This window comes from Kitasatospora sp. NPDC094015 (assembly GCF_040304075.1).
GTDB lineage: Bacteria > Actinomycetota > Actinomycetes > Streptomycetales > Streptomycetaceae > Kitasatospora.
Genome location: NZ_JBEOUL010000019.1, coordinates 1 through 23682 on the forward strand (window position 1 = coordinate 1; position 23682 = coordinate 23682).

Consider the following 23682-nt stretch of genomic DNA (forward strand, 5'->3'; position numbering starts at 1 on the left):
CATGGGTGTGGTGCGGTTGACAGTTTCATAGTGTTTCGGTGGTCATAGCGTGAGGGAAACGCCCGGTTACATTCCGAACCCGGAAGCTAAGCCTCGTAGCGCCGATGGTACTGCAGGGGGGACCCTGTGGGAGAGTAGGACGCCGCCGAACAATCTTTCAGAGAAGCCTCTCCGGGTCACCCGGAGGGGCTTTTCGCATTTCCGGGAAGGGTTTCTTCCGGCAGGGGAAGTTTCGTTGACCGATGCCGGCCGCGCTGGAACGCTGATGGGCGTGAGTCAAGCCGAGAGCCTTGTGGGCCGCCTGCACGTCGATCTTCGACGGCACGCGAGCGCCCTGTGTGCCGTCTGCCGCTGACCTGGTCCAGGCCGGGTCGGACCGTTCCGTGTCCGGCCGCCGACCGTTCCCGCTGATCGGGCTTCGCCCGCCCGCCGGCCGTTCCATCTTTTCCGCACGTCCGACCCGGTGCCCGAGCACCCCGTCGGTTCGGCGCGCATCCTCACGTCTGCGAAGGACTCCGCCATGCCCGCAGCCTCCCGTCGCCACTTCCTCTCGCTCGCCGCCCTGGCGGCCGCCGCCGCGGCCTGCGGGCGTGCCTCGGCCTCGGGAGGAGGTGGGAAGGAGACCGGAAGGATCAGGTACCAGGGCTGGGCAGGGCAGGTGACACTGCCCGAACTCGCCGAAGATCTCGGCTACTTGGGCGATGTGAAGTTGGAGTGGGTCGGCAACACGATCAGCGGCCCGCAGGACATCCAGTCGGCCGCGACGGGCCAGACGGATTTCGGCGGGGCCTTCAACGGCGCGGTGGTCAAGCTGATCGCCGCGGGTGCCCCGGTGAGGTCGGTGATCACCTACTACGGCGTCGACCAGGAGGCCTACAACGGCTACTACGTGCTGGCCGACAGCCCGATCCACGGGCCGCGCGACCTGATCGGCAAGAAGGTCGCGATGAACACGCTGGGCGCGCACGCCGAGGCGCTGCTCGACATCTACCTCCAGCGCGGTGGGCTGTCCCCCGCCGAGATCGCGAAGGTGGAGCCGACCGTGCTGCCGCCCGTCAACACCGAGCAGTCGCTGCGGCAGCGGCAGATCGAGGTGGCCGTCCTCGGCGGGGTGCTGCGCGACAAGGCGTTGGCTGCGGGCGGGATCCGGCCGCTGTTCAGCGACTTCGACCTGCTCGGGGCGTTCAACGCCGGCAGCTTCGTGATGACGGACCGCTTCCTCGACCGGAATCCGGAGACCTCGCGGACCTTCGTCACCGGCGTGGCCCGGGCGATCGAGTGGAGCCGGAGCACCCCGAAGGCCGAGGTGATCGCCCGCAGCGTGGAGATCGTCCGGCGGCGCGGGCGCAACGAGGACGTGGCCGCCCTCCGGTACTGGAAGTCCTTCGGCGTGGCGGCCACCGGTGGGCGGATCTCCGACCAGGACTTCCAGCTGTGGATCGACTGGCTGGTCCCGCACGGCGACCTCAAGGCCGGTCAGGTCCGGCCCGGTGACCTCTACACCAATGCCTTCAACGGCCTCGGCGGCGCGCCGTCCACGGTCGTCCCCCCTTCCCCGAGCAGGAGTTGAGCCGATGAGTGCACAGATCTCGTTCCGGGCGGTCAGCAAGTCCTTTCCGGTCCGGGGCCGCCCCGGGGCCCGCGGCCAGGGCGAGTTCCTCGCCGTCGACCGGGTCGACCTGGACATCGCCGCCGGTGAGTTCACCGCTCTGGTGGGGCCCAGCGGCTGCGGCAAGTCGACCCTGCTGGACCTGCTCGGCGGCCTGACCGCACCGAGCTCCGGCGAGATCCTGCTGAACGGCAGGCCGGTGACCGGTCCTGGCCCGGACCGCAGCACGGTGTTCCAGCAGTACGCGCTGCTGCCCTGGCGGACCGCCCAGGGGAACGTCGAGTTCGGCCTCGAGGCGATCGGTGTCCCGCGCCGGCGCCGGGCCGCCCGGGCCCGGGAGTACCTGGAGCTGGTCGGCCTGGCCGGCTTCGAGGACCGGCATCCGCACGAGCTGTCCGGCGGGATGAAGCAGCGGGTGGCGATCGCCCGCAGTCTGGCGTACGACCCCGAGGTGCTGCTGATGGACGAGCCGTTCGCCGCGCTGGACGCCCAGACCAGGGAGTCGTTGCAGGGCGAGCTGCTGCGGATCTGGCAACGCACCGGCAAGACCGTCCTGTTCATCACGCACGGCATCGAGGAGGCGGTCTACCTGGGCCGGCGGGTCGCGGTGATGACCTCGCGCCCGGGGCGGATCAAGCAGGTGGTGCCGATCGACCTCGGCGACCGGCAGGCGGATCAGGACCTGCGCTCCAGCCCGGAGTTCGCCCGCTACCGGCACGAGATCTGGCGGCTGCTGCACGACGAGGTCAGCCGCACCCAGCAGTTGGAGCGGGAGGTCAGCCCGGTATGAGCACCGACATCGGCACCGTCGTGGAGACCGCGCCCCCGCCCCCGGCGCCGCGGGCGGGCCCGCCCACCGCACCGACGCCCCGCACCCCGACGGCCCGGGCCAGGGTGGCGGGGTGGTTGCTCGGCGCCCTGAGCAAGACCGTGGCGATCGCCGTGCTGCTCGGGGTGTGGGAGGTCGCCCCGCGCCTCGATCTGGTCGACCGGACCTTCCTGCCGCCGTTCAGCGAGGTGCTCGACGCCTGGTTCGGCCTGCTGGAGAACGGCCAGCTGGCCGCCAACACCGAGGCCAGCCTGAGCCGTTCGCTCACCGGCTTCGCGCTCGCGGTGGTGGTCGGCGTGCCGCTCGGGCTGCTGATCGGCTGGTACCGCCCGGTGGCCCGGCTGCTCGGCCCGCTGCTGGAGCTGTTCCGCAACACGGCCGCGCTGGCGCTGCTACCGGTGTTCGTGCTGATCCTGGGCATCGGCGAGACCTCGAAGATCTCCATCGTGCTGTACGCCTGCGTCTGGCCGATCCTGCTGAACACCATCAGCGCGGTGCGCAGCGTGGACCCGACCCTGCTCAGGCTGGCCCGCTCGCTCGACCTCCCGGCGCCCCGGCTGTTCCAGAAGGTGATCCTGCCCGCCTCGGTGCCGGCGGTGTTCACCGGCATCCGGCTGGCCGGGGCGGTGTCGATCCTGGTGCTGGTGGCCGCGGAGATGGTCGGCGCGAAGGCGGGCCTCGGCTATCTGATCAACGCCTCGCAGTACAACTTCGCCATCCCGCAGATGTACGCGGGCATCGTCACCATCTCGGTCATCGGGGTGGCGTTCAACCAGCTGCTGGTGGCGCTGGAGCGGCGGTTCACCGCCTGGCGCGCGCCGCTCGGCGGCTGAGGCCCGCGTGGCCACCCGTCGGATCAGGACGGTGGGGCGCTCGCCGCCCCGCAGCGCCGCGGCCGAGGAGCCGAGCCCGGCCCGTACCGGCCGCCCGCGCAGCACGTCCGAACTCCCCAGCAGCGAAAGGACACCGCACCCCATGACCAGCTTCGAGATCCACCAGGTCGGCGGCCGGATCGGCGCCGAGATCACCGGGCTCGACCTCGCCGGGCCGCTGGACGACGCGACCGTGGCGGCGCTGAACCGGGGGCTGCTCGCCCACAAGGCGCTGTTCTTCCGCGGCCAGCAGCTGGACGACGAGGGACAGGTCCGGTTCGCGGGCCGGTTCGGCGCGCTCACCGCCGCGCACCCCACCGTTCCCGCACTGGAGGGCAGCCCCCACGTGCTGCCCGTGGACGGGGAGGAGGGCCGCGCGAACCGCTGGCACACCGACGTCACCTTCGTCCGCACCCCGCCCAAGGCCAGCACCCTGCGCAGCCTGGTGGTGCCCCCGTACGGCGGCAACACGCTGATCGCCAACACCGTGACCGCGTACCAGGACCTGCCCGAGGTGCTGCGCGAGTTCGCGGACCGGCTCTGGGCCGAGCACACCAACGACTACGACTACGCCGAGGGCAAGCCGCTGGACGAGGCCGCCGCCGAACGCCGGCGGGTCTTCACCGCCCGGCGCTACCGCACCGCGCACCCGGTGGTCCGGGTGCATCCGGAGACGGGTGAACGCGGCCTGTTCATCGGCGGGTTCGCGGACCGGATCGTCGGCCTGCCCGGCGACGCCTCGCGCGACCTGCTGCGCACCCTGCAGGCGTACGTGACCCGGCCGGAGAACGTGGTGCGCTGGCGCTGGGCGGTGGGCGACGTGGTGCTGTTCGACAACCGGGCCACCCAGCACTACGCGCCGGACGACTACGACGACCTGCCGCGCCGCCTGCACCGGGTGACGGTGGCGGGTGACGTGCCGGTCGCGGTGAGCGGCGAGGCGAGCTACCTGGTCGAGGGCGACGAGGCGGCGCACTACACCGGCTGATCCCCGCCCGTGCCGTACGGCCGTGCGCCGCGAGGTCCCTGCCGACCTCGCGGCGCACGGCCGTACGGTCAGTGGCCGCGGCGGCCGGCCGGGCGGGGCAGGCCGTAGTGCTCGCGCAGGGTGCGCCCGGTGTACTCCTCGCGGAACAGGCCGCGGCCGCGCAGGATCGGCAGCACCTGCTCGACGAAGTCGGTCAGCCCGTCGGGGAGGATCGGCGGCATGATGTTGAAGCCGTCGGCCGCGCCCTCGGTGAACCACTGCTCGATGTGGTCGGCGAGCTGCTCCGGGGTACCGACCACGACCTGGTGACCGCGGCCGCCGCCGAGCCGACCGACCAGCCGGCGCAGCGTCAGCCCGTCCCGTTCGGCGAGGTCGCGGATCAGCTCGAACCGGCTCTTGGCGCCGTTGATCTCGGTGACGGGTGGCAGCGGGGGCAGCGGCGCGTCCAGCGGATGGCCGCTCAGGTCGACGCCGAGCACGGTGGACAGCACGGAGATCGCCCGCTCGGGGTTGATCAGGTCGTCCAGTTCCTGGTCCAGCGCTTTGGCCTCCGCCTCGGTGGAGCCGAGCACGGGGACGACGCCCGGCAGCACCTTCAGGCCGGCCGGGTCGCGCCCGGCGTCGGCGGCCTGCCGCTTGAGCGCGGTGTAGAAGGCCTGACCCTCGGCGAGGGTCTGCTGCGCGGTGAAGACCGCCTCGGCCCAGCGCGCGGCGAACGCGCGGCCGTCGTCCGAGGAGCCGGCCTGGACCAGCAGCGGGTGGCCCTGCGGGCTGCGCGGGATGTTGAGCGGGCCGCGGACCTTGAAGTGCTCGCCGCTGTGGTCGATCTCGTGCACCTTGGCCGGGTCGGCGAAGGCGCCGCCGGCCCGGTCGAGCAGCAGCGCGTCGTCCTCCCAGCTGTCCCACAGTGCGGTGACCACGCGCAGGAACTCGTCGGCGCGCCGGTAGCGCACGGCGTGCTCCTGGTTGGCGTCCCGGCCGAAGTTCTGCGCGGCCCGGTCGCCGGCCGAGGTGACGATGTTCCAGCCGGCCCGGCCGTGGCTGAGGTGGTCCAGCGAGGCGAACTGGCGGGCCAGGTTGTAGGGCTCGGAGAAGCCGGTGGAGACGGTGCCGATCAGGCCGATCCGCTCGGTCGCCACGGCCAGCGCGGCGAGCAGGGTGAACGGTTCGAAGTGGCTGATCAGGCCCCAGCCGCCGTCGGTGCGGGCCTCCACACCGTCGGCCAGGAACACCGAGTCGAAGGCCGCGGCCTCGGCGGCCCGGGCCAGCTGCTGGAAGTGGTCGATGTCGGCGGCCCTGGTGGGGTCGGTGCGCGGGTGGCGCCAGGCCGCCTCGTGGTGGCCGACGCCCATCAGGAACAGGTTGAAGTGCAGCCGGCGGGGCCGGGGTTCGGGTGCGCTGGGCATGGTGGGCAGCTCCGGGAGCGGAGGAGGGAAGGGGATTCCCGCCATCGTCGCGGCCGGTCGGGGGCGCGGACAACGATTCGCCGGGCCGCGGAATTAATGCGCCGTTGACCGCACGGCAGCATCAGCCGGCCCGGGCCGTCCGCAGCTCCATCGGCCGCTGGTAGGCGCTGTCCAGGACCCCGGCGCAGGCCGCGACGGCGAGCACCTCCCGCCCGAACGAGGCACCGGTGACCAGCGGCGCGGGCGCCGTCCTGGCGTGGCGCAGCACTTGGCGGCGCAGGTGGTCGGCGAGCGCGGGGACGGCGATCAGCCCGGCCTCGCTGACCACCAGCACCTCGGGGTTGAGCACGTCGATCAGCAGCGCCGCGGCCGGGGCGACCTGGTCGAGCCGCTCCCGGAACAGCCGTAGCGCGCCGCCGTCCCCGCGGGCGGCCAGCGCGAGCAGCAGGTCGAAGTCGGGGGCGGGGAGCAGTCCGCGGGCGTGCGCCCGGCGGGCCACGGTGTCCTGGGCGACGGTGGCCTCCAGGCAGCCGGTGCGGCCGCAGCTGCAGGGTTCGGTGGAGCCCGGCACCGGGAGGTGGCCGATGTCCCCGGCCCGGGACCCGCGTCCGCGCAGCACGGTCCCGCCGGTGGCGATGGCGGCGTCCACCACGTTGCCGACGAACAGCTGGACCAGCTCGGTGGCGCCGGGGCCGGCGCCGAACAGCAGCTCGGCCCGGGCCAGCGCGCGGGCGTGGCTGTCCACGTGGACGGGCAGCCGGGTGACGCCGGCGAGCTGCTCGCGGACCGGTACGTCGCGCCAGCCGAGCGGGCCGTGCTCGACCACGGTGCCGCGCTCGGGGTCGACCCAGCCGCCGGTGACCACCCCGAGGCCGAGCGGGGAGCGGCCGGCGGCCCGGCGGTGGACGAAGCCGGGGAGGTGGGTGCGGATGCTGCGGAGCACGGCGGCGGCGTCGCCGCGGCGGGGGATCCGCTCCTGGGCGACCACCCGGCCGCGCAGGTCCAGCAGGCCGAAGGTCAGCCAGGGGACACCGATGTGCACGCCGGCCGCCAGGTGGTGGCGGGTGTCGATGTCCAGCGGCAGCCGGGGCCGGCCGGCCCGCGGCGGCCCGTCCAGGGCGGGCAGCTCGCGCAGCAGGCCGAGCGCGCTGAGGTCGGCGGTGTGCCGGGACACAGCGGCGGGGCTGAGTCCGGCGGTGCGGCCGATCGCCGCCCGGGGCAGCGGACCACCTGTCAGCACCGCGCGCAGCACGGCGCCGGCGCCGCCGCCCTCGGTGGGCGTCGGGGCACGGCCGGGCGCGGGAGGAGCGACCAGGGAGAGCATGCGGTCGATTGTCCGGGCGGGGTGTTGCGCCACGGTGGCGGCGGCGTGAAGCGCTCCGGTGCCGTCAATATCGCGCTAAATCCGCTGCCGGACCGGGCTGATCAGCGGATATTCACCCGGAAGGCCGTAGGGTCGAAGGCGCGAACAGGCGTCCAGGGGTAGGCGGCTCTCCCGGACCGGACCAAGAATGGTGCACATGGCACGCGGCAGGCTGCGGATCTACCTCGGGGCGGCCCCCGGGGTCGGCAAGACGTACGCCATGCTCGCCGAGGCGCACCGCCGGCTCTCCCGCGGGACCGACGTGGTGGTCGGCCTGGTCGAGCACCACGAGCGGGTGCTGACCGCGGCGCTGGTGACGGGCCTGGAGAGCGTCCCGCGCCGGACCGTGACCCACCGGGGCGTGGACTTCACCGAACTGGACCTCGACGCCCTGCTGGCCCGCCGGCCCGAGGTCGCGCTGGTGGACGAGCTCGCCCACACCAACGTCCCGGGCTGCCGCAACGCCAAGCGCTGGCAGGACGTGGAGGAACTGCTGGCGGCCGGCATCGACGTCGTCTCGACCGTCAACATCCAGCACCTGGAGTCGCTCGGCGACGTGGTCGAGGGCATCACCGGGGTCCGCCAGCGGGAGACCGTCCCGGACGAGGTGGTGCGCCGCGCCGACCAGATCGAGCTGGTCGACATGTCGCCGCAGGCGCTGCGCCGCCGGCTGGCGCACGGCAACGTGTACGCCCCGGAGAAGATCGACGCGGCGCTGGCCCACTACTTCCGCCCCGGCAACCTGACGGCGCTGCGCGAGCTGGCACTGCTCTGGACGGCCGACCGGGTCGACGAGTACCTCCAGCGCTACCGGGCCGAGCAGGGCATCGAGGGCACCTGGCAGGCCCGCGAGCGGATCGTGGTCGGCCTGACCGGCGGCCCCGAGGGCGCCACGCTGATCCGCCGGGCCGCCCGGATCGCCGACCGGGGCGCCGGCGGCGAGGTGCTGGCCGTGCACATCGCCCGCGCGGACGGCCTGGCCGGCGGCTCCCCGCAGGCGCTGATCGAGCAGCGGGCGCTGGTGGAGAGCCTGGGCGGCAGCTTCCACACCGTCCTCGGCGACGAGCCGGCGGCCGGGCTGCTGGACTTCGCCCGCGGGGTCAACGCCACCCAGATCGTGCTCGGGATCAGCCGCCGCCGGCCCTGGCAGTACGTCTACGGTCCGGGCGTCGGTGCCACCGTGACCCGCGGCTCCGGCGACATCGACGTCCACATGGTCACCCACGAGCACGCCGCGGCCGGGCGCGGCCGGCTGCCGATCCGCCGGGTCACCGACCTGGGCCGGCCGCGGACGGTGGCCGGCTGGCTGATCGGCGTGGCCGGCCCGCCGCTGCTGGCGCTGCTGCTGACCCACGTGCACGCCTTCGGGCTGCCCACCGACATGCTGCTGTTCCTGTCGCTGACGGTGTGCGCCGCGCTGGTGGGCGGCCTGTTCCCGGCGGTCGCCTCGGCGCTGATCGGCTCCAGCGCGCTGAACTACTGGTTCACCCCGCCGCTGCACACCTTCAGCATCTCCGAGCCGCAGAACATCCTGGCCGTGGCAATCTTCACCGCGGTCGGCATCGCGGTCGCCTCGGTGGTCGACCTCGCCGCCCGGCGCACCCACCAGGCCGCCCGCAGCCAGGCCGAGGCGCAGACCCTGAGCGCGCTGGCGGGCACCGTGCTGCGCGGGGCGCCGAGCGGCGAGGGGCTGCTGACGGCGCTGCTCGACCAGGTGCGGGAGACCTTCCAGCAGGAGGCCGCGGCGCTGCTGGAGCGCCCGGACGCGCACGCCCCCTGGCAGCTGACGGCCGTCAGCGGCGTCGGACCGCCGGAGCGCCCCGAGCAGGCCGACGTGGACGTGCCGGTCGGCGAGCGGCTGGCACTGGTGCTGCGCGGCCGGGTGGTGCCGGCCGAGGACCGCCGCCTGCTCGGCGCGTTCGCCGCGCAGGCCGCCGTGCTGCTGGACCGGCGCCGGCTCGCCGGGGAGGCGGCCGCCGCCCGCCGGGAGGCGGAGGGCAACCGGATCCGCACCGCGCTGCTCGCCGCCGTCTCGCACGACCTGCGCACCCCGCTGGCGGGGATCAAGGCCGCGGTCACCTCGCTGCGCTCCGCGGACGTGGAGTGGGACGAGGAGGACGAGGCCGAGCTGCTGGCCGGCATCGAGTCCGGCGCCGACCGGCTCGACCACCTGATCAACAACCTGCTGGACATGAGCCGGCTGCAGACCGGCACGGTGACCCCGCTGATCCAGCCCACCGACCTGGACGAGGTGGTGCCGTACGCGCTCGGCGGCGTGCCGCTGGAGCGGGTGCGGGTGGACGTGCCGGAGACCCTGCCGATGATCCACGCCGACGCCGGGCTGCTGGAGCGGGCGCTGGCCAACCTGATCGAGAACGCCGTCAAGTACAGCCCCGAGGGCCGCCAGGTGCTGGTGAAGGCCGACGCCCTGCACCCGGTGGGCGACGAGCCCCGGGTCGAGCTGCGGATCGTGGACCGCGGCCCCGGGGTCCCGGAGGAGGCCCGGGAGCGGATCTTCGCCCCGTTCCAGCGCTACGGCGACGCCCCGCGGGGTGCCGGCGTCGGCCTCGGCCTCGCGGTCGCCCGTGGCTTCGTCGAGGCAATGGGCGGCAGCGTGGCCGCCGAGGACACCCCCGGCGGAGGGCTCACCATGGCGGTCACCCTGCCCGCCGTCGACCTGCCCGACCACCCTTCGACACCGACAACCCGAGAGGCGGAGCCGGTATGACCCGGGTCCTCGTCGTGGACGACGAACCGCAGATCGTCCGCGCCCTGGTGATCAACCTGAAGGCCCGCAAGTACGAGGTGGACGCCGCCTACGACGGTGCGGGGGCGCTGGAGCTCGCGGCCGCCCGCCACCCCGACGTGGTGGTGCTGGACCTCGGCCTGCCCGACATGGACGGGGTCGAGGTGATCAAGGGGCTGCGCGGCTGGACCAGGGTGCCGATCATCGTGCTCTCCGCCCGGCACGCCTCCGACGAGAAGGTCGAGGCGCTGGACGCCGGCGCCGACGACTACGTGACCAAGCCGTTCGGCATGGACGAGCTGCTGGCCCGGATGCGGGCCGCGGTCCGCCGGGCCGAGCCGGTCGCGGGCGAGGACGACTCGGTGGTCACCACCGACACCTTCACCGTCGACCTGGCCGCCAAGAAGGTCAACCGGGACGGCGTCGACATCCGCCTCACCCCGACCGAGTGGCACCTGGTGGAGGTGCTGGTCCGCAACGCGGGCCGGCTGGTCAGCCAGACCCAGCTGCTCCAGGAGGTCTGGGGCCCGGCCTACCACAAGGAGACCAACTACCTGCGGGTCTACCTGGCCCAGCTGCGCCGCAAGCTGGAGGCGGACCCCTCGCACCCGCGGCACTTCATCACCGAACCGGGCATGGGCTACCGCTTCGAGCCGTGACCCGCGGGTGACCCGCGTCACCCCGGCGGCGGCCGCTCGGGCGACCGCCCTGACCAGGAGCCCTGCCGCCGGGGGCGCCGAAACCGGTACCCTTCCGGCATGAGAGGTGACAACAACGGCGCGCAGCCGCAGGGCCGGTTCCGGCGGATGCTCAGCCGCCTGACCTCCTCCCCGGAGGAGCTCGAGGCCGAGGAACTGCGGCAGGACACCGCCGAGTCCGGGTGCACCCCGATAGCGAGCTGCGGCGACCGCGAGGTGGTCACCGTGGCGGGCACCCTGCGCACCGTGACGCTCCGGCCCCGGGCCGGTGTGCCCGCGCTGGAGGCGGAGCTCTTCGACGGCAGCGACGCGCTGGACGTGGTCTGGCTCGGCCGTCGCTCCATCGTCGGCATAGAGCCGGGCCGCCGGCTCATCGCCAGCGGACGGATCAGCCACGCACGCGGCCGTCGCGTGCTCTTCAACCCTCGGTACGAGCTGCGTCCGGTCGGACACGGGAGCGAGTCAGCGTGACCAACCTGCCCGGCGGCGATCCCGCCGCCCGCACGGCCCCCCGCGACGGCGCCCTCGACGGGTACCTCGACCACACCCTCACCGAGGCGGTGGTGACGTCGGCGGCCGAGGAGTGGGACAGCGCCGAGGCCGACCGCAAGGCCGAGGCCGACCGCAGGGCCGCGCAGGAGGCAGCCTCCAAGGAGGCGGCCGACACCGTGCTGAAGGCCTTCGGCGGGGTCCGGGGCATGGTCGACATGACCCTCCCGGGCCTGGTGTTCATCCTCACCTTCAACATCACCCACCAGGTCCCGGCCGCCGCCTGGGCCGCGCTCGGGCTGAGCGCGGTCTTCGTGGTGGTCCGGCTGGTGCGCCGGGAGACCATCCAGCACGCCTTCAGCGGCGTCTTCGGGGTGGCGATCGGCGCCTGGATCGCGATGAAGACCGGCAAGGCGGAGGACTTCTACCTGCCCGGCCTGCTCTACAACGTCGGCTACTGCCTGGCGCTGGCCGTCTCGGCGCTGGTCCGCTGGCCGCTGGTGGGTCTGATGCTCGGCCCGGTCACCGGCGAGATGTTCACCTGGCGGACCCAGAACCCCGGCCGGCTGGCCGCGTACACCAAGGCGACCTGGGCCTGGGTGGTGATCATGGGCATCAAGCCGGTGATCCTCTTCCCGCTGTACTTCACCCACAACACCAGCCTGCTCGGCTGGCTCAAGACCGCCCTGGGCATCCCGGCGCTGGTCCTGGCGATGTACGTGACCTGGCGGATCCTGGTGAAGGCCCCGCCGCCGATCAAGGCCGAGGTCGAGGACTGACCGCACGGCGACCTGCCGTACGCGAAGGGGCGGTACCCGGCCGGGTACCGCCCCTTCGGCGTTGCGCGGTCCCGCCGCGCCGCCGGGGTCTACTGCGCGCCGGCCTCGGCGGACAGCAGGCTCTCCAGCTCCTCCTCGCGCTCCTGCGCGGCCACGAAGAGCAGCTCGTCGCCGCCCTCCAGGGTGTCGTCCTTGCCGGGCACCAGGACCCGGCCCTCGCGGATGATGCTCACCAGCGCGGTGTCCACCGGCCACTCGACGTCCCCGACCCGGGTGCCGACCAGCTCGGCGTCGCCCGCGAGGGTGAGTTCCACCAGGTTGGCGTTGCCCTGGCTGAAGCGCATCAGCCGGACCAGGTCGCCGACGCTGACGGCCTCCTCGACCAGCGCCGACATCAGGCGCGGGGTGGAGACGGCGACGTCCACGCCCCAGGACTCGTTGAACAGCCACTCGTTCTTCGGGTTGTTCACCCGGGCGACCACCCGCGGCACGCCGTACTCGGTCTTGGCCAGCAGCGAGACGACCAGGTTGACCTTGTCGTCGCCGGTGGCGGCGATCACCACGTGGCAGCGCTGCAGGGCGGCCTCGTCGAGCGAGGTGATCTCGCAGGCGTCCGCCAGCAGCCACTCGGCCATCGGCACCCGCTCCACCGAGATGGAGTTCGGGTTCTTGTCGATCAGCAGGATCTCGTGGCCGTTCTCCAGCAGCTCGCCCGCGATCGAGCGGCCGACGGCGCCGGCTCCGGCAATGGCGACTCGCATCAGTGACCCTCCTCCTCGGGGCCCTGCGCGAACGCGGCCTCGACCGACGCCAGCTCGGAGCGGCGCAGCATGACGTGGATGAGGTCGCCCTCCTGGACCACCGTGGCCGGCGTGGGCAGGGTGCCCTCGCCGAGCCGGGTGAGGAACGCCACCCGGACGCCGGCGGCCTCCTCCAGCTCGCTCAGCTTCTGCCCGACCCAGGCCTGGGAGTACGCCACCTCGGCCATCTGCACGCTGCCGCTCGGGTCCTGCCACAGCGGCTCGGCGCCGCTCGGCAGCAGCCTGCGCAGCATCTGGTCGGCGGTCCAGCGCACGGTGGCGACGGTCGGGATGCCCAGGCGCTGGTACACCTCGGCCCGGCGCGGGTCGTAGATCCGGGCCGCGACGTGCTCGACGCCGAAGTTCTCCCGGGCCACCCGGGCGGCGATGATGTTGGAGTTGTCACCGCTGGAGACGGCGGCGAACGCGCCCGCCTCCTCGATACCGGCCTCGCGCAGGGTGTCCTGGTCGAATCCGACGCCGGTCACCCGGCGGCCGTTGAACCCGGCGCCGAGCCGGCGGAAGGCGGTCGGGTCCTGGTCGACCACCGCGACCGAGTGACCCTGTTTCTCGAGCGCTCTGGCGAGGGCCGAGCCCACGCGGCCGCAACCCATGATGACGATGTGCACGGGACTACCTCGCCCTGTCCGTTGGGTTCTTGACCTGCGCAAACACCGCTCATCATCCTTCCACGCCCAGCTTTCGAGGGCGATCCGTCGGCTACGCCTTGATCTTGCACGTACCGGTCCACTGCGGGGGCAACTGGAGTGCTGCCCGTATCTTCATCATCCGACACGCTAGCCGGTCGGCCGAACGCAGGCTCGACCAAGGGGGCACCGGTCGTCGGAGCCGGAGGTGGTAGCCCCTACGATTCCTGTGTGCCTATGCCTGCTGACCTACCGAAACGCATCCTTATCGGACGCGCGCTGCGCAGTGACAAGCTGGGGGAGACCCTGCTGTCCAAGCGCATCGCGCTGCCCGTGTTCGCGTCGGACGCCCTCTCCTCGGTCGCCTACGCCCCCGAGGAGATCCTGCTGACGCTGTCCCTCGCCGGGGCATCGGCGATCCACTTCTCCTGGCAGATCGGCGTCGTCGTCGCGGTCGTGATGCTCGCGGTGGTCGCCTCGTACCGGCAGAACGTGCACGCGTACCCGAGCGGGGGCGGCGACTACGAGGTCGCCACCGTCAACCACGGCCCGAACTCCGGGCTGGTGGTGGCCAGCGCCCTGCTGGTGGACTACATCCTCACCGTCGCGGTCTCCACCACCTCCGGCGTCGCCAACGTGGTCTCCGCGGTGCCGGCGCTGCGCGGCCACGAGCTGATCCTGTCGGTCGTCGTGGTGATCGTGCTGATGGGCATCAACCTGCGCGGCGTCCGGGAATCCGGCAGCGCCTTCGCGGTGCCCACCTACGCGTTCATGGTCGGCGTGCTCGGCATGGTGGTCTACGGCGCGTTCCGGCACTTCGGCCTCGGCCAGAACATGCACGCCGAGAGCGCCGGCTTCCACCTGGAGCCGACCCCCGGCAACGAGTCGCTGGCCGGCTTCGCGATGGTCTTCCTGCTGCTCAAGGCGTTCTCCTCGGGCTGTGCCGCGCTGACCGGCGTCGAGGCGATCTCCAACGGCGTGCCGGCCTTCCGCAAGCCGAAGAGCAAGAACGCCGCGACCACCCTGCTGCTGATGGCCTCGATCGCCGTGGTGATGTTCATGGGCATCATCTGGCTGGCCCGCCTCACCGGCGTGCAGATGGCCGAGCAGCCCGCCGAGCAGCTGATCGGCGCCCCCGGGGACTACCACCAGAAGACCGCGCTGGCGCAGATCTCCGAGTCGGTCTTCTCCAACTTCACCCCGGGCTTCTACTTCGTCGCCGCCGTCACCGGCCTGATCCTGGTGCTGGCCGCCAACACCGCCTTCAACGGCTTCCCGGTGCTCGGCTCGATCCTCGCCCAGGACCGCTACCTGCCGCGCCAGCTGCACACCCGCGGCGACCGGCTGGCCTTCTCCAACGGCATCATCCTGCTGGCGGGCGCGGCGATCCTGTTCATCGTGGCCTTCGACGCGGACCCGACCCGGCTGATCCAGCTGTACATCGTCGGCGTCTTCGTCTCCTTCAACATGAGCCAGTCCGGCATGATCCGGCACTGGACCAGGCTGCTGCGGACCGAGACCGACCCGAAGAAGCGCTCGCACATGCAGCGCAGCCGGGCGATCAACGCCTTCGGCCTGGTGATGACCATGGCGGTGCTGATCGTGGTGCTCGCCACCAAGATCAGCCACGCCTGGATCGCGATCGCCACGATGGTGGTGCTGTTCGTGATGATGAAGGCGATCCGCCGCCACTACGAGCGGATCTCGGCCGAGCTGGTCGCCGCCGAGGAGCCGGACGACGTGGTGCTGCCCACCCGGGTGCACGCCATCGTGCTGGTCTCCAAGCTGCACAAGCCGGCGCTGCGCGCCCTCGCGTACGCCCGGCTCGCCCGCGCCAACACCCTGGAGGCGGTCACCGTCAACGTCGACCCGGTCGACACGGCGTCGCTGCGTGACGAGTGGGACGAGCGCGGCATCGAGGTCCCGCTCAAGGTCCTCGACTCGCCCTACCGCGAGATCACCGGCCCGGTGCTGGAGTACGTCAAGAACCTGCGCCGCGCCAGCCCGCGGGACGTGGTCTCGGTGTACATCCCGGAGTACGTGGTCGGGCACTGGTACGAGCACCTGCTGCACAACCAGAGCGCGCTGCGGCTCAAGGGGCGGCTGCTGTTCAAGCCCGGGGTCATGGTGACTTCCGTACCCTGGCAGTTGGAGTCCTCCGAGCGGCGCAAGCCGCAGAAGGCATGGTCCGCTCCGGGAGCCGTCCGCCGCGGCGAGCCCCGGCACCGGCCCGCGCAGAGCTCCGACGACCAGCAGCGCGCGGGTTCCGGCCCGCGCAACGACTCCGCTCCGCTCGCTTAAGGACGCATGCCAGTGACCCGCAACACCCCGCCCCGCTCCTCCGGCCGGCCCGGCCGGCCCGGTGCCAGGTCCGGCGCCAAGCCGGGGCAGGTGGCCCACCCGCGGTGGGGCAACCGGCCGGCCCGGCCCGCCGCCACCGACCGCGACGGCTTCACGGCCCAGACCGCGCCGCTGGCGCCCGGTGAGTCGGACCCGTCCGAGTCCCGGCCCAGCACGGTGTCCAAGGCCGCGATCAAGGGCGGCCCGAAGTCCGCCTCCAAGGCGAAGGGCGAGGCGGGCAAGGCCGCCGGCGCTGGCAAGGGGGCCGCGGCCGCCGGCCGGAGCGCCGCCGGCCAGGGCGCGCAGGGCAAGGGCACCTCCGGCAAGGGCGCGCCGGGCAAGGGCGCCGCCGGCAAGGCCGCCGGCACCGGCCAGGACGGGGAGCGCGCCGAGCGCCGGCCGCGCAAGCAGCCGGCCCGCCCGGCCCGGGCGCCGCGCTCGGCCGAGCCGGCCGTCCGCACGCCCTCCGGCGACCCGCTGGTCGGCGAGCGGTACGAGGTCGAGGTCGGCCCGGTGGCACACGGCGGCGGGCACTGCGTCGCGCGGCACGAGGGCCGGGTGCTGTTCGTCCGGCACGCGCTGCCCGGCGAGCGGGTGATCGCCGAGATCACCGACGGCACCACCAAGTCGCGCTTCCTGCGGGCCGACGCGGTCGAGATCCTGGAGCCGGCCAAGGAGCGGATCGCCGCGCCGTGCCCGTTCTCCGGGCCGGGCAGGTGCGGCGGCTGCGACTGGCAGCACGTCACCCCGGGCGGCCAGCGCAAGCTCAAGGGGCAGGTGCTCACCGAGCAGCTGACCAAGCTCGCCGGGCTCACCGCGGCGGAGGCGGGCTGGGACGGCAGCGTCGAGCCGGTCGGCGGCAAGCTGCCGCCCGGCGCGGTGCCGGCCTGGCGCACCCGGGTCCAGTACGCGGTCGACCCGCAGAGCGGTGCGGTCGGCCTGCGCAAGCACCGGTCGCACGACATCCAGCCGGTCGACCGCTGCCTGATCGCGGCCGAGGGCGTCACCGAGCTCGGCGTCGAGTCGCGCAGCTGGCCGGGCGTGGCCTCGGTGGACGTGGTCGCCGCCAGCGGTTCCTCGGACCGCCAGGTGATCCTGGTCCCGACCCCGGGGGCGCAGCTGCCGCTGGTCGAGCTCGACCGGCCGGTCTCCATCTCCCGGATCGACGAGCACGACAACTTCCACCGGGTGCACGGCCGCACCTTCGTCCGCGAGGTGGCCGCCGAGCGCACCTGGCGGGTCTCCAACGGCGGCTTCTGGCAGATCCACCCGCAGGCGCCGGACACCCTGGTCGACGCCGTGCTGGAGGGCCTCGACCCGCAGTGGGGGGAGAGCGCGCTCGACCTGTACTGCGGGGTGGGCCTGTTCGCGGGCGCGCTGGCCGAGCGGGTCGGCGACGAGGGCGCGGTGCTCGGCATCGAGTCCGGCAAGCAGGCGGTGCTGGACGCCCGGCACAACCTGGCCGCGCTGGAGAACGTCCGGATCGAGTGCGACAAGGTCGAGACGCTGCTGCCGCGCACCGGCATCACCGAGACCGACCTGATCGTCCTCGACCCGCCGCGCGCGGGCGCGGGGCGCGAGACCGTCGCGCACCTGTCCGGCCTGGGGGCCCGCCGGATCGCGTACGTGGCCTGTGACCCGGCCGCGCTCGCCCGCGACCTGGCCTTCTTCCGCGAGGGCGGCTACCGGCCGGTGTCGCTGCGGGCGTTCGACCTGTTCCCGATGACCCACCACTTCGAGTGCGTGGCCATCCTGGAGCCGGTCCAGGAGTAGCGGCGACGGGACGCGGACGACGGCGGGTGCCGGAGGTGACTCCGGCACCCGCCGTCCTGCTTTCCCGCGCCTCGGCCGCTGCTGGCGCGCCGTTAGTTTTCGGACGGGTGGCGCGGGCAGATACCTGGTGATGCGAGCGGATCCGCGCCACCGGCCGGATCGCAGCGCGACGCGGGACCAGCGCGGACGGGGGGTCTGGCGGGGCCGGAGGGGTCCCGGACGGAGGGGGAGTGCGGCGGCCGGAATGCGCCCTTGCTGTGCTAGCACCTTGGCGCTAGCTTGAACTATGGCCAAGAAGCAGCTGAACGTCAGGGTGGATGCGACCACCGCGGAGATGGCCCGGGAGCGGGCGGAGCAGCAGGGGATCAGCATGAACCAGTACATCGAACGGCTCGTGCAGCAGGACATGGGCGAGGCCGGGCGCCTGTTCGTGGACACCGCGGCCCAGTTCATGAAGGAGTACGAGACGGCCTTCCTGGCCGAGTTCGGCGAGCACGGTGCCGGCGAGACCCAGGGCGGGCGCCGTTGAACCTCGAAGTCGACCTCTCGTGGCTGCTCATGACCGCTGAGCAGTACACGCCCGGTGATCCGCAGGTCATCGACTACGGATCACTGCTGGCCGCGGTCGCCCGCCACCAGGCCGAGATCTTCGACATCGCGGTCTACCCCGAGCCGCAGGACCGCGCCGCGGCCCTGATGCACCAGCTGATCCGGGTGCCCGCGCTGGAGCGCAGCAACGAGCTGTTCGCCACCGCCGTCGCCTACTCCTACCTGGTGGCCAGCGGCTGCAGCGTGGCGACCACCGCCCGCGAGGTGCGCAGCCTGGCCCGCGCGATCCGGGAGGGCAAACTCGGGGTGACCGGGGTGTCCGAGCGGCTCTCGGCCTGGGTGGTGGACGAGGCCGAGGGCGAGGAGGTCGGCGGCGAGGAGGAGGAGGACGACTAGGCTGGGGCGGCCCCCGCCCCGGACCACGAGGAACGATCCACCTTGCTGCAGGACATCGAGCACTCCCTGGCCTGCCCGCACTGCGCGCGACCCCTCGTCCTGCACGGCCGGACCTTGCGCTGCGAGGCCGGACACAGCTTCGACCAGGCCCGACAGGGCTACGTCAGCCTGCTGCCCGGCGACGCGCACACCGGCACCGGTGACACCGCGGAGATGGTCGCCGCGCGCGCCGACTTCCTCGCGGCGGGGCACTACCGGCCGATCGCCGACGCGCTGGCGGACGCCGCCGGGGACGCCGACGCTGCCGGGGAGGCCGGGCCCGGCACCGGCCTGGTGGCCGACCTGGGCGCCGGGACGGGGTACTACCTGGCGCACGTGCTGGACCGGCTCGACGGCGCCGCCGCGGCAGGGCGGCCCGCACCGGTGGGCGCCGCACTGGACATCTCCAAGTACGCCCTGCGCCGCGCCGCCAAGGCACACCCGCGGATCGGCGCCGTGGTCTGCGACGCCTGGCGGCCGCTCCCGCTCCTGGACGGCTCCGCCGACCTGGTGCTGAACGTCTTCGCCCCGCGCAACGGCCCCGAGCTGCGCCGGGTGCTGCGCCCCGGCGGACGGCTGCTGGTGGTCTCGCCGACCTCCCGGCACCTGCGCGAGCTGGTCGCCGCCCTCGGGCTGCTCTCGGTGGACGAGGACAAGGAGCGCCGGATCGACGAGAAGCTCGGTCCGTGGTTCGACCGGGCCGCCCGCACCGAGGTGGAGTTCCGGCTGCGGCTCTCGCACGCGGACGCGGCGGCCGTGGTCGGGATGGGGCCGAGCGCCTGGCACACCGACCGGGAGCGGCTGGCCGGCGCGCTCGCCGCGCTGCCCGAGCCGGTCGAGGTGACCGGCTCGGTGCTGGTGTCGACCTATCGCTGAATCTACCTCCGGGCCGTCGTACCGGCGGCCGGGGCGTGCGCCGAGGGCCCCCGCACCCGGCTGACTCAATGGGGTGAATGGCCGCAGGAGTCACGTTTCTGCTGATCAGGCGGGGGCTAGGGTCCTCGGGGTGACCAGCGAAGCCGTCCAGTGTGCACCCCGTCCCACGCTCCGCCCGACCGTCGAGGAGCTCCGGCTCACGTCCTTCAAGTCCTACCGACGGGCCACCCTCGGGCTCTCCCCGTTCACCGTGCTGCACGGGCCCAGCGGGGTGGGGAAGTCCAACGCGCTGGACGCCCTCGCGGTACTCTCCCGGCTCGCGCAGGGCGAGGAGATCCGCCCCTCGCTGGACGGCAACGGCGCCACCAGCGGCCCGCTGGCGACCCCGTTGCGCGGCGGGCTGGCCGGCTGCGTCCCGCACGGACGGAACGCGATCATCCTCGGCTGCACGGTCCGCTCCCACGCCGGGCCGATCCGGCTGGAGGTCGTGGTGCGCACCGACGGCCAGGTCAGGATCGCCCGCGAGTGGCTGACCCTGGACGGCGAGACGCTGGTGGAGACCGGCGAGCAGGACGTCCCGCACGGCCGGATCAACGTCACCTGGCACAACGACACCCGGCAGGGCGACATCCGGGCCCCGTTCCCCAGCGGCAGCCTGATCACCGCCCAGATCCCGCTCCGGGTGGCCGGCTCCTCACCGGGCGAGCGCAAGGTGCTGACCGCCTCCGAACAGCTGCTCACCGCCCTGCGCGAGGTCTTCCCACTGCACCCCGTCCCGGCCGTGATGCGCGGCTGGGCCAGGCCCGACCCGCAGGCCCGGCTGCTCGGCAGCGCCGCCAACATCTCCGCCGTGCTGGCCCGCCTCAAGGGGGACTGCACCCGGCGCTACGGGCGGCTGCTCAAGGCCGTGCAGGCGGCCGCCCCGCACCCGCTGCTCGGTCTCGACGTGGCCCGCCGGGGGATCGCGCCGCAGGAGCGGCTGCTCGCGGTCTTCGACGAGGGCGTGCTCGGCCGGACCGGCGCCGACCAGGCCTCGGACGGCATGCTGCGGCTGCTCGCGTTCGCCGCGGTGCTGCTCACCGGGGCCGGGGTGCTGGACGTCGACCCGGCCGAGGAGGTACCCCCGGCCCACCGTCAGCTGACCGTGCTGGCCGAGGACCTGGGGGCCGGGCTCGGCGTCGAGCAGGCCGCCTCGCTGCTGCGGCTGGCCTCGGAGGTGTGCGCCAAGGAGGACGTGCGCCTGCTGGGGGCGCTGCAGGAGCCGGCCGCGGCCCGGGAGGTGACCGGGGTCGAGCTGGTGGAGTGCCGGCGCGACCCGGCGAGCGGGCACAGCGTGCTGCTGCGGTCGGAGGGGCCGCGGGTGCCGGCGCAGGGGGCGGTCGACGTGCGGCAGCCGTGAGCGTCGGCGGGCGGGGCGGTCGTGGGTGGGGCAGTGGTGGGGGCGCTGCCCGGCTTGTGGCTGTGGGGGCGGCGGTGGGTGGCGGCCGGATGGGGTAGACCTGGCGGGGTGAACGATCGACAGAGCACCCGCCAGGCCGACACCCCGCCCGTCCCCTCGTTGGGGGAGCTCCAGCAGCGGCTGGTGGCGTTCGCGGCGGCCCGCGACTGGCAGCCCTTCCACACGCCGAAGAACCTCGCCGCCGCGCTCAGCGTGGAGGCGGGCGAGCTGCTGGAGATCTTCCAGTGGCTGACCCCGGAACAGGCCGCCGAGGTGATGGCCGAACCGGCGGCCGCCCACCGGGTCCGGGACGAGGTGGCGGACGTGCTGGCGTACCTGCTCCAGTTCTGCTCGGCGGTGGGGGTGGACCCGCTGGAGGCGCTGGCGGCGAAGATCGAACGCAACGAGCAGCGGTTCCCGGTGCCGGGCGGGGCCGGGGAGGCGGGCGGTGCCGGTGAGCCAGGCGGGGCCGGGGCGACGGGTGGGGCGGACATCGGCTGACGGGGTGGGTGGTGGGCGACGAGCTTGCTGCCCTTCACCCGTGTGGGGGACCTGAGTTGTCCACAGGCCGGGCTTGTCCACAGGAATCGGGAGGGGTCTGCCGGGACGGCCGTCCTGGCCGCACTCTTGCGTCGTGATCCGCTGCCACGCCGGCGGCGGTCCGACGCGAGCGAAGGGAGCGGCGGGGATGGACGCGCTGCGACTGATCAAGACCGCCCGGCACGCCCTGGCCGAGGCGAGGACGGTGCCGGACGCGCTGCTGGAGGCGTGGCAGGCGGGTCTGCTGACCGAGGCGATCGGGGCGCGGATCGCGGAGACCACGGGCGGTGAGCGGGCCGCGCTCGGGCAGTTGCTCGGTGATGCGGGCAGCCACGCCGCCGCCTGCCTCGAACCGCCGCCGGAAGCCGATCCCGCCTGCGCCGACGGCGCGTGCACGGACGGTGCCTGCCAGGACGGGGCCTGCGAGGGCGACCTCTGCGCCGGCGACGGGTGCGCGGGTGCTGCCCGCGCCGGCGGAGGCCGGGAAGCGGCCAGCGGTTGGGCGGCGTGGTCGGCGGGCTGGTCCGGCGGCGGGCGGGCCGGGCGGCTGGGCGAACTCGGCGAGCTCGAGCCCGTCCTGCTGGCACTCGGCACCCTGCTCCACGAGGTCGCCGAGACCCTGGTGGTGCTCGCCTGCGGGGCCGAGGCCGAGAGCGTCTACTGGCGGTGCATCGACGGGGTGGACGCCGGGGCCGAGTGCAAGGACCTGGTGGTCGAGCTGTTGCGGACGGTCCGGCGGGAGTCGGGAGCGCCGATGCCGGAGGCGGCCGAACTCCCGGAGGCCGTCGACGCGCTCCCGGACGAAGAGGATCTCGACCCGGTCCAGCAGCCGTCGGTGGCCGCATCCGGTCGGCCGGCCGATGACCCGGCGCCCGCACGCGGCGGCGACCGCCGGGCCGAGCGGGCGGCGCCGATACTGGTCGTCCCGCTGGGGCCGCCCGCGGGCCGGGACTACCGGCCGGATCCGGCCTCGGCCGAACCCTCGACGGCGCGGGCCTGTCTGGCCGCCCGCGCCCCGGAGGACTGCAGGTCGGCGTCGAGCCCGGCCAGGTCGGTGCTGATCGATGCGAGCAGCTCCTGCATCTGCTCCAGCAGGCTCTTCGGCGCCTCGGGGGCGGTGGGGGCGGCGGGCGTCTGCGACGCGGCGGGCGCCTCGGACCAGGGCTCGGACATGAGGGGGCCCCTCCAGCTCGGTAGTGCGGTGTGATGCGACGGATGTCGGCCGCCGGTCCAACGAGCCCCGGACTCGGCCGGTCACCGCAGACCACCCTTTGAGGTCCATTGCCGTCCGGCGGGTCAGCCCCAGGGGTGAGCCGGGCTTGCGACCCGGCAGCCCGCTGGGCTAGGCCGCACGAGCCGGCCCGGCGCGAGCGTGGGCGCGGGAGGGCGGCGGGCCGTACGACAACGGGCCCCCGGCGCCGGCCGTCGCGAGGACGGCGGGCGCCGGAGGCCCGGCGAGGCGAGAGGAGATCAGTTGTGCGCGTGCAGCTCCGCGTTGAGCCCGCCCCAGGAACCGGAGCGGGCGATGACCTCGACCGCACCCGACTGCGAGTTGCGGCGGAACAGCAGGTTGTCCTGGCCGGACAGCTCGACCGCCTTGGCGATCGTGCCGTCCGGGGTGGTGACCCGGGTCCCGGCGGTGACGTACAGGCCGGCCTCGACCACGCAGTCGCTGCCGAGCGAGATCCCGATACCGGCGTTGGCACCGAGCAGGCAGCGCTCGCCCACCGAGACGACCTGCTTGCCGCCGCCGGAGAGGGTGCCCATGATCGAGGCGCCGCCGCCGATGTCGCTGTGGTCGCCGACCACGACACCCGCGCTGATCCGGCCCTCCACCATCGAGGTGCCGAGGGTGCCGGCGTTGAAGTTGACGAAGCCTTCGTGCATCACGGTGGTGCCCTCGGCCAGGTGGGCACCCAGCCGCACCCGGTCCGCGTGGGCGATCCGGACGCCACCCGGCGCCACGTAGTCCGTCATCCGCGGGAACTTGTCGATGCCGTACACGGCGAGCTGGCCGCCCTGCGCGCGGACGGCGAGCCGGGCCTGCTCGACCAGGTCCACCGGCACCGGGCCGATGCTGGTCCAGGCGACATTGGCGAGCAGCCCGAAGATGCCGTCCAGGTTCTGCCCGTGCGGCTTCACCAGGCGGTGGCTGAGCAGGTGCAGGCGGAGGTAGGCGTCGTGCGCGTCGAGCGGCTTCTCGTCCAGCGAGGAGATCGTGGTGCGCACCGCGACGACCTCGACGCCCCGGCGCGCGTCGGCGCGCAGCGCCTCGGAGGCGCCCGGGCCGAGCGCGGCCTCGGCCTGCTCGGCGGTCAGCCGGACGGTGCCGGCCGGGCCGGGCGCGTCGGCCAGCTCCGGCGCGGGGTACCAGGTGTCGAGGATGGTGCCGTCTGCGGTGATGGTGGCCAGACCGGCGGCGACGGCACCGCGTGCGAGGGAGGAGGTATCAGCAGTCACACGTGCACGTTAGCCAATCCCCGTCCGGCTTGCCGAACACGCCCA

General features: G+C 73.7%; 21 protein-coding genes and 1 rRNA gene. 17 read left to right on the forward strand and 5 right to left on the reverse strand.

Annotated features, from left to right (window positions below):
• The first annotated feature begins 34 nt into the window (after positions 1-34).
• The 5 genes from rrf (at position 35) to ABT014_RS21960 (ending at position 4298) form a co-directional block, all read left to right on the forward strand.
• A 5S ribosomal RNA gene (gene rrf, locus ABT014_RS21940) occupies positions 35-151 on the forward strand.
• A gap of 369 nt (positions 152-520) precedes the next feature.
• Positions 521-1570 carry an ABC transporter substrate-binding protein gene (locus tag ABT014_RS21945; RefSeq protein WP_350640700.1) on the forward strand — a complete coding sequence of 350 codons (1050 nt, stop codon included), beginning with the start codon at positions 521-523 and terminating at the stop codon, positions 1568-1570.
• A 4-nt stretch (positions 1571-1574) separates the two neighbouring features.
• Positions 1575-2399 (forward strand): ABC transporter ATP-binding protein, encoded by an 825-nt coding sequence (locus ABT014_RS21950; RefSeq protein WP_350640701.1) that lies wholly within the window; start codon positions 1575-1577, stop codon positions 2397-2399.
• The gene (locus tag ABT014_RS21955; RefSeq protein ID WP_350640702.1) at positions 2396-3271 is read left to right on the forward strand and encodes an ABC transporter permease; all 876 of its coding nucleotides are present in this window, start codon (positions 2396-2398) and stop codon (positions 3269-3271) included. The genes ABT014_RS21950 and ABT014_RS21955 overlap by 4 nt, the downstream gene beginning before the upstream one ends.
• 142 nt (positions 3272-3413) lie before the next feature.
• Complete coding sequence (locus ABT014_RS21960) at positions 3414-4298, forward strand: TauD/TfdA dioxygenase family protein (RefSeq protein ID WP_350640703.1); 885 nt, start codon at positions 3414-3416, stop codon at positions 4296-4298.
• 68 nt (positions 4299-4366) lie between these two features.
• Here the strand turns inward: ABT014_RS21960 and ABT014_RS21965 are convergent, their stop codons facing one another.
• Complete coding sequence (locus ABT014_RS21965) at positions 4367-5704, reverse strand: LLM class flavin-dependent oxidoreductase (RefSeq protein WP_350640704.1); 1338 nt, start codon at positions 5702-5704, stop codon at positions 4367-4369.
• 121 nt (positions 5705-5825) lie between these two features.
• Positions 5826-7028 (reverse strand): ROK family protein, encoded by a 1203-nt coding sequence (locus tag ABT014_RS21970; protein WP_350640705.1) that lies wholly within the window; start codon positions 7026-7028, stop codon positions 5826-5828.
• Positions 7029-7224: 196 nt separating this feature from the next.
• Between ABT014_RS21970 and ABT014_RS21975 the strand changes: the two genes are divergently transcribed.
• The 4 genes from ABT014_RS21975 (at position 7225) to ABT014_RS21990 (ending at position 11779) form a co-directional block, all read left to right on the forward strand.
• Positions 7225-9795, forward strand: a complete 2571-nt coding sequence (locus ABT014_RS21975) for an ATP-binding protein (RefSeq protein ID WP_350640706.1) — start codon at positions 7225-7227, stop codon at positions 9793-9795.
• Positions 9792-10472, forward strand: a complete 681-nt coding sequence (locus ABT014_RS21980) for a response regulator (protein WP_350640707.1) — start codon at positions 9792-9794, stop codon at positions 10470-10472. Before ABT014_RS21975 ends, ABT014_RS21980 begins: the two co-directional genes overlap by 4 nt.
• 99 nt (positions 10473-10571) lie before the next feature.
• On the forward strand, positions 10572-10982 hold the full coding sequence (locus tag ABT014_RS21985; RefSeq protein WP_350640708.1) for an OB-fold nucleic acid binding domain-containing protein: 411 nt from the start codon (positions 10572-10574) through the stop codon (positions 10980-10982).
• Complete coding sequence (locus tag ABT014_RS21990; RefSeq protein ID WP_350640709.1) at positions 10979-11779, forward strand: DUF3159 domain-containing protein; 801 nt, start codon at positions 10979-10981, stop codon at positions 11777-11779. Before ABT014_RS21985 ends, ABT014_RS21990 begins: the two co-directional genes overlap by 4 nt.
• 89 nt (positions 11780-11868) lie before the next feature.
• Here the strand turns inward: ABT014_RS21990 and ABT014_RS21995 are convergent, their stop codons facing one another.
• Together ABT014_RS21995 and ABT014_RS22000 are read right to left on the reverse strand one after the other, a co-directional pair.
• Positions 11869-12540: a potassium channel family protein gene (locus tag ABT014_RS21995; protein WP_350640710.1), complete on the reverse strand. Its 672-nt coding sequence runs from the start codon at positions 12538-12540 to the stop codon at positions 11869-11871.
• Positions 12540-13208 carry a potassium channel family protein gene (locus tag ABT014_RS22000; protein ID WP_350640711.1) on the reverse strand — a complete coding sequence of 223 codons (669 nt, stop codon included), beginning with the start codon at positions 13206-13208 and terminating at the stop codon, positions 12540-12542. The genes ABT014_RS21995 and ABT014_RS22000 overlap by 1 nt, the downstream gene beginning before the upstream one ends.
• Before the next feature lie 255 nt (positions 13209-13463).
• On the opposite strand from ABT014_RS22000, the gene ABT014_RS22005 reads away from it, so the two are divergent.
• From ABT014_RS22005 to ABT014_RS22040, 8 genes are all read left to right on the forward strand, one after another.
• Positions 13464-15527 carry an APC family permease gene (locus ABT014_RS22005; protein ID WP_350640801.1) on the forward strand — a complete coding sequence of 688 codons (2064 nt, stop codon included), beginning with the start codon at positions 13464-13466 and terminating at the stop codon, positions 15525-15527.
• Positions 15528-16043: 516 nt separating this feature from the next.
• Positions 16044-17339 (forward strand): class I SAM-dependent RNA methyltransferase, encoded by a 1296-nt coding sequence (locus ABT014_RS22010; RefSeq protein WP_350640802.1) that lies wholly within the window; start codon positions 16044-16046, stop codon positions 17337-17339.
• A 286-nt stretch (positions 17340-17625) separates the two neighbouring features.
• A complete protein-coding gene (locus tag ABT014_RS22015; RefSeq protein WP_350640712.1) occupies positions 17626-17868 on the forward strand; it encodes a toxin-antitoxin system HicB family antitoxin in 243 nt (80 codons plus the stop codon).
• On the forward strand, positions 17865-18284 hold the full coding sequence (locus tag ABT014_RS22020; protein WP_350640713.1) for a fic family toxin-antitoxin system, toxin component: 420 nt from the start codon (positions 17865-17867) through the stop codon (positions 18282-18284). Before ABT014_RS22015 ends, ABT014_RS22020 begins: the two co-directional genes overlap by 4 nt.
• Positions 18285-18326: 42 nt before the next feature.
• Positions 18327-19199, forward strand: a complete 873-nt coding sequence (locus ABT014_RS22025) for a putative RNA methyltransferase (RefSeq protein WP_350640714.1) — start codon at positions 18327-18329, stop codon at positions 19197-19199.
• 130 nt (positions 19200-19329) lie between these two features.
• Positions 19330-20598 (forward strand): AAA family ATPase, encoded by a 1269-nt coding sequence (locus tag ABT014_RS22030; RefSeq protein ID WP_350640715.1) that lies wholly within the window; start codon positions 19330-19332, stop codon positions 20596-20598.
• Between the two features lie 108 nt (positions 20599-20706).
• The gene (locus tag ABT014_RS22035) at positions 20707-21138 is read left to right on the forward strand and encodes a nucleotide pyrophosphohydrolase (protein ID WP_350640716.1); all 432 of its coding nucleotides are present in this window, start codon (positions 20707-20709) and stop codon (positions 21136-21138) included.
• 187 nt (positions 21139-21325) lie between these two features.
• Complete coding sequence (locus ABT014_RS22040; RefSeq protein ID WP_350640717.1) at positions 21326-22384, forward strand: DUF6099 family protein; 1059 nt, start codon at positions 21326-21328, stop codon at positions 22382-22384.
• A 263-nt stretch (positions 22385-22647) separates the two neighbouring features.
• Here the strand turns inward: ABT014_RS22040 and dapD are convergent, their stop codons facing one another.
• Positions 22648-23637, reverse strand: coding sequence for a 2,3,4,5-tetrahydropyridine-2,6-dicarboxylate N-succinyltransferase (gene dapD / locus ABT014_RS22045; RefSeq protein ID WP_350640718.1), 990 nt, complete (start codon positions 23635-23637; stop codon positions 22648-22650).
• Positions 23638-23682: the final 45 nt, after the last annotated feature.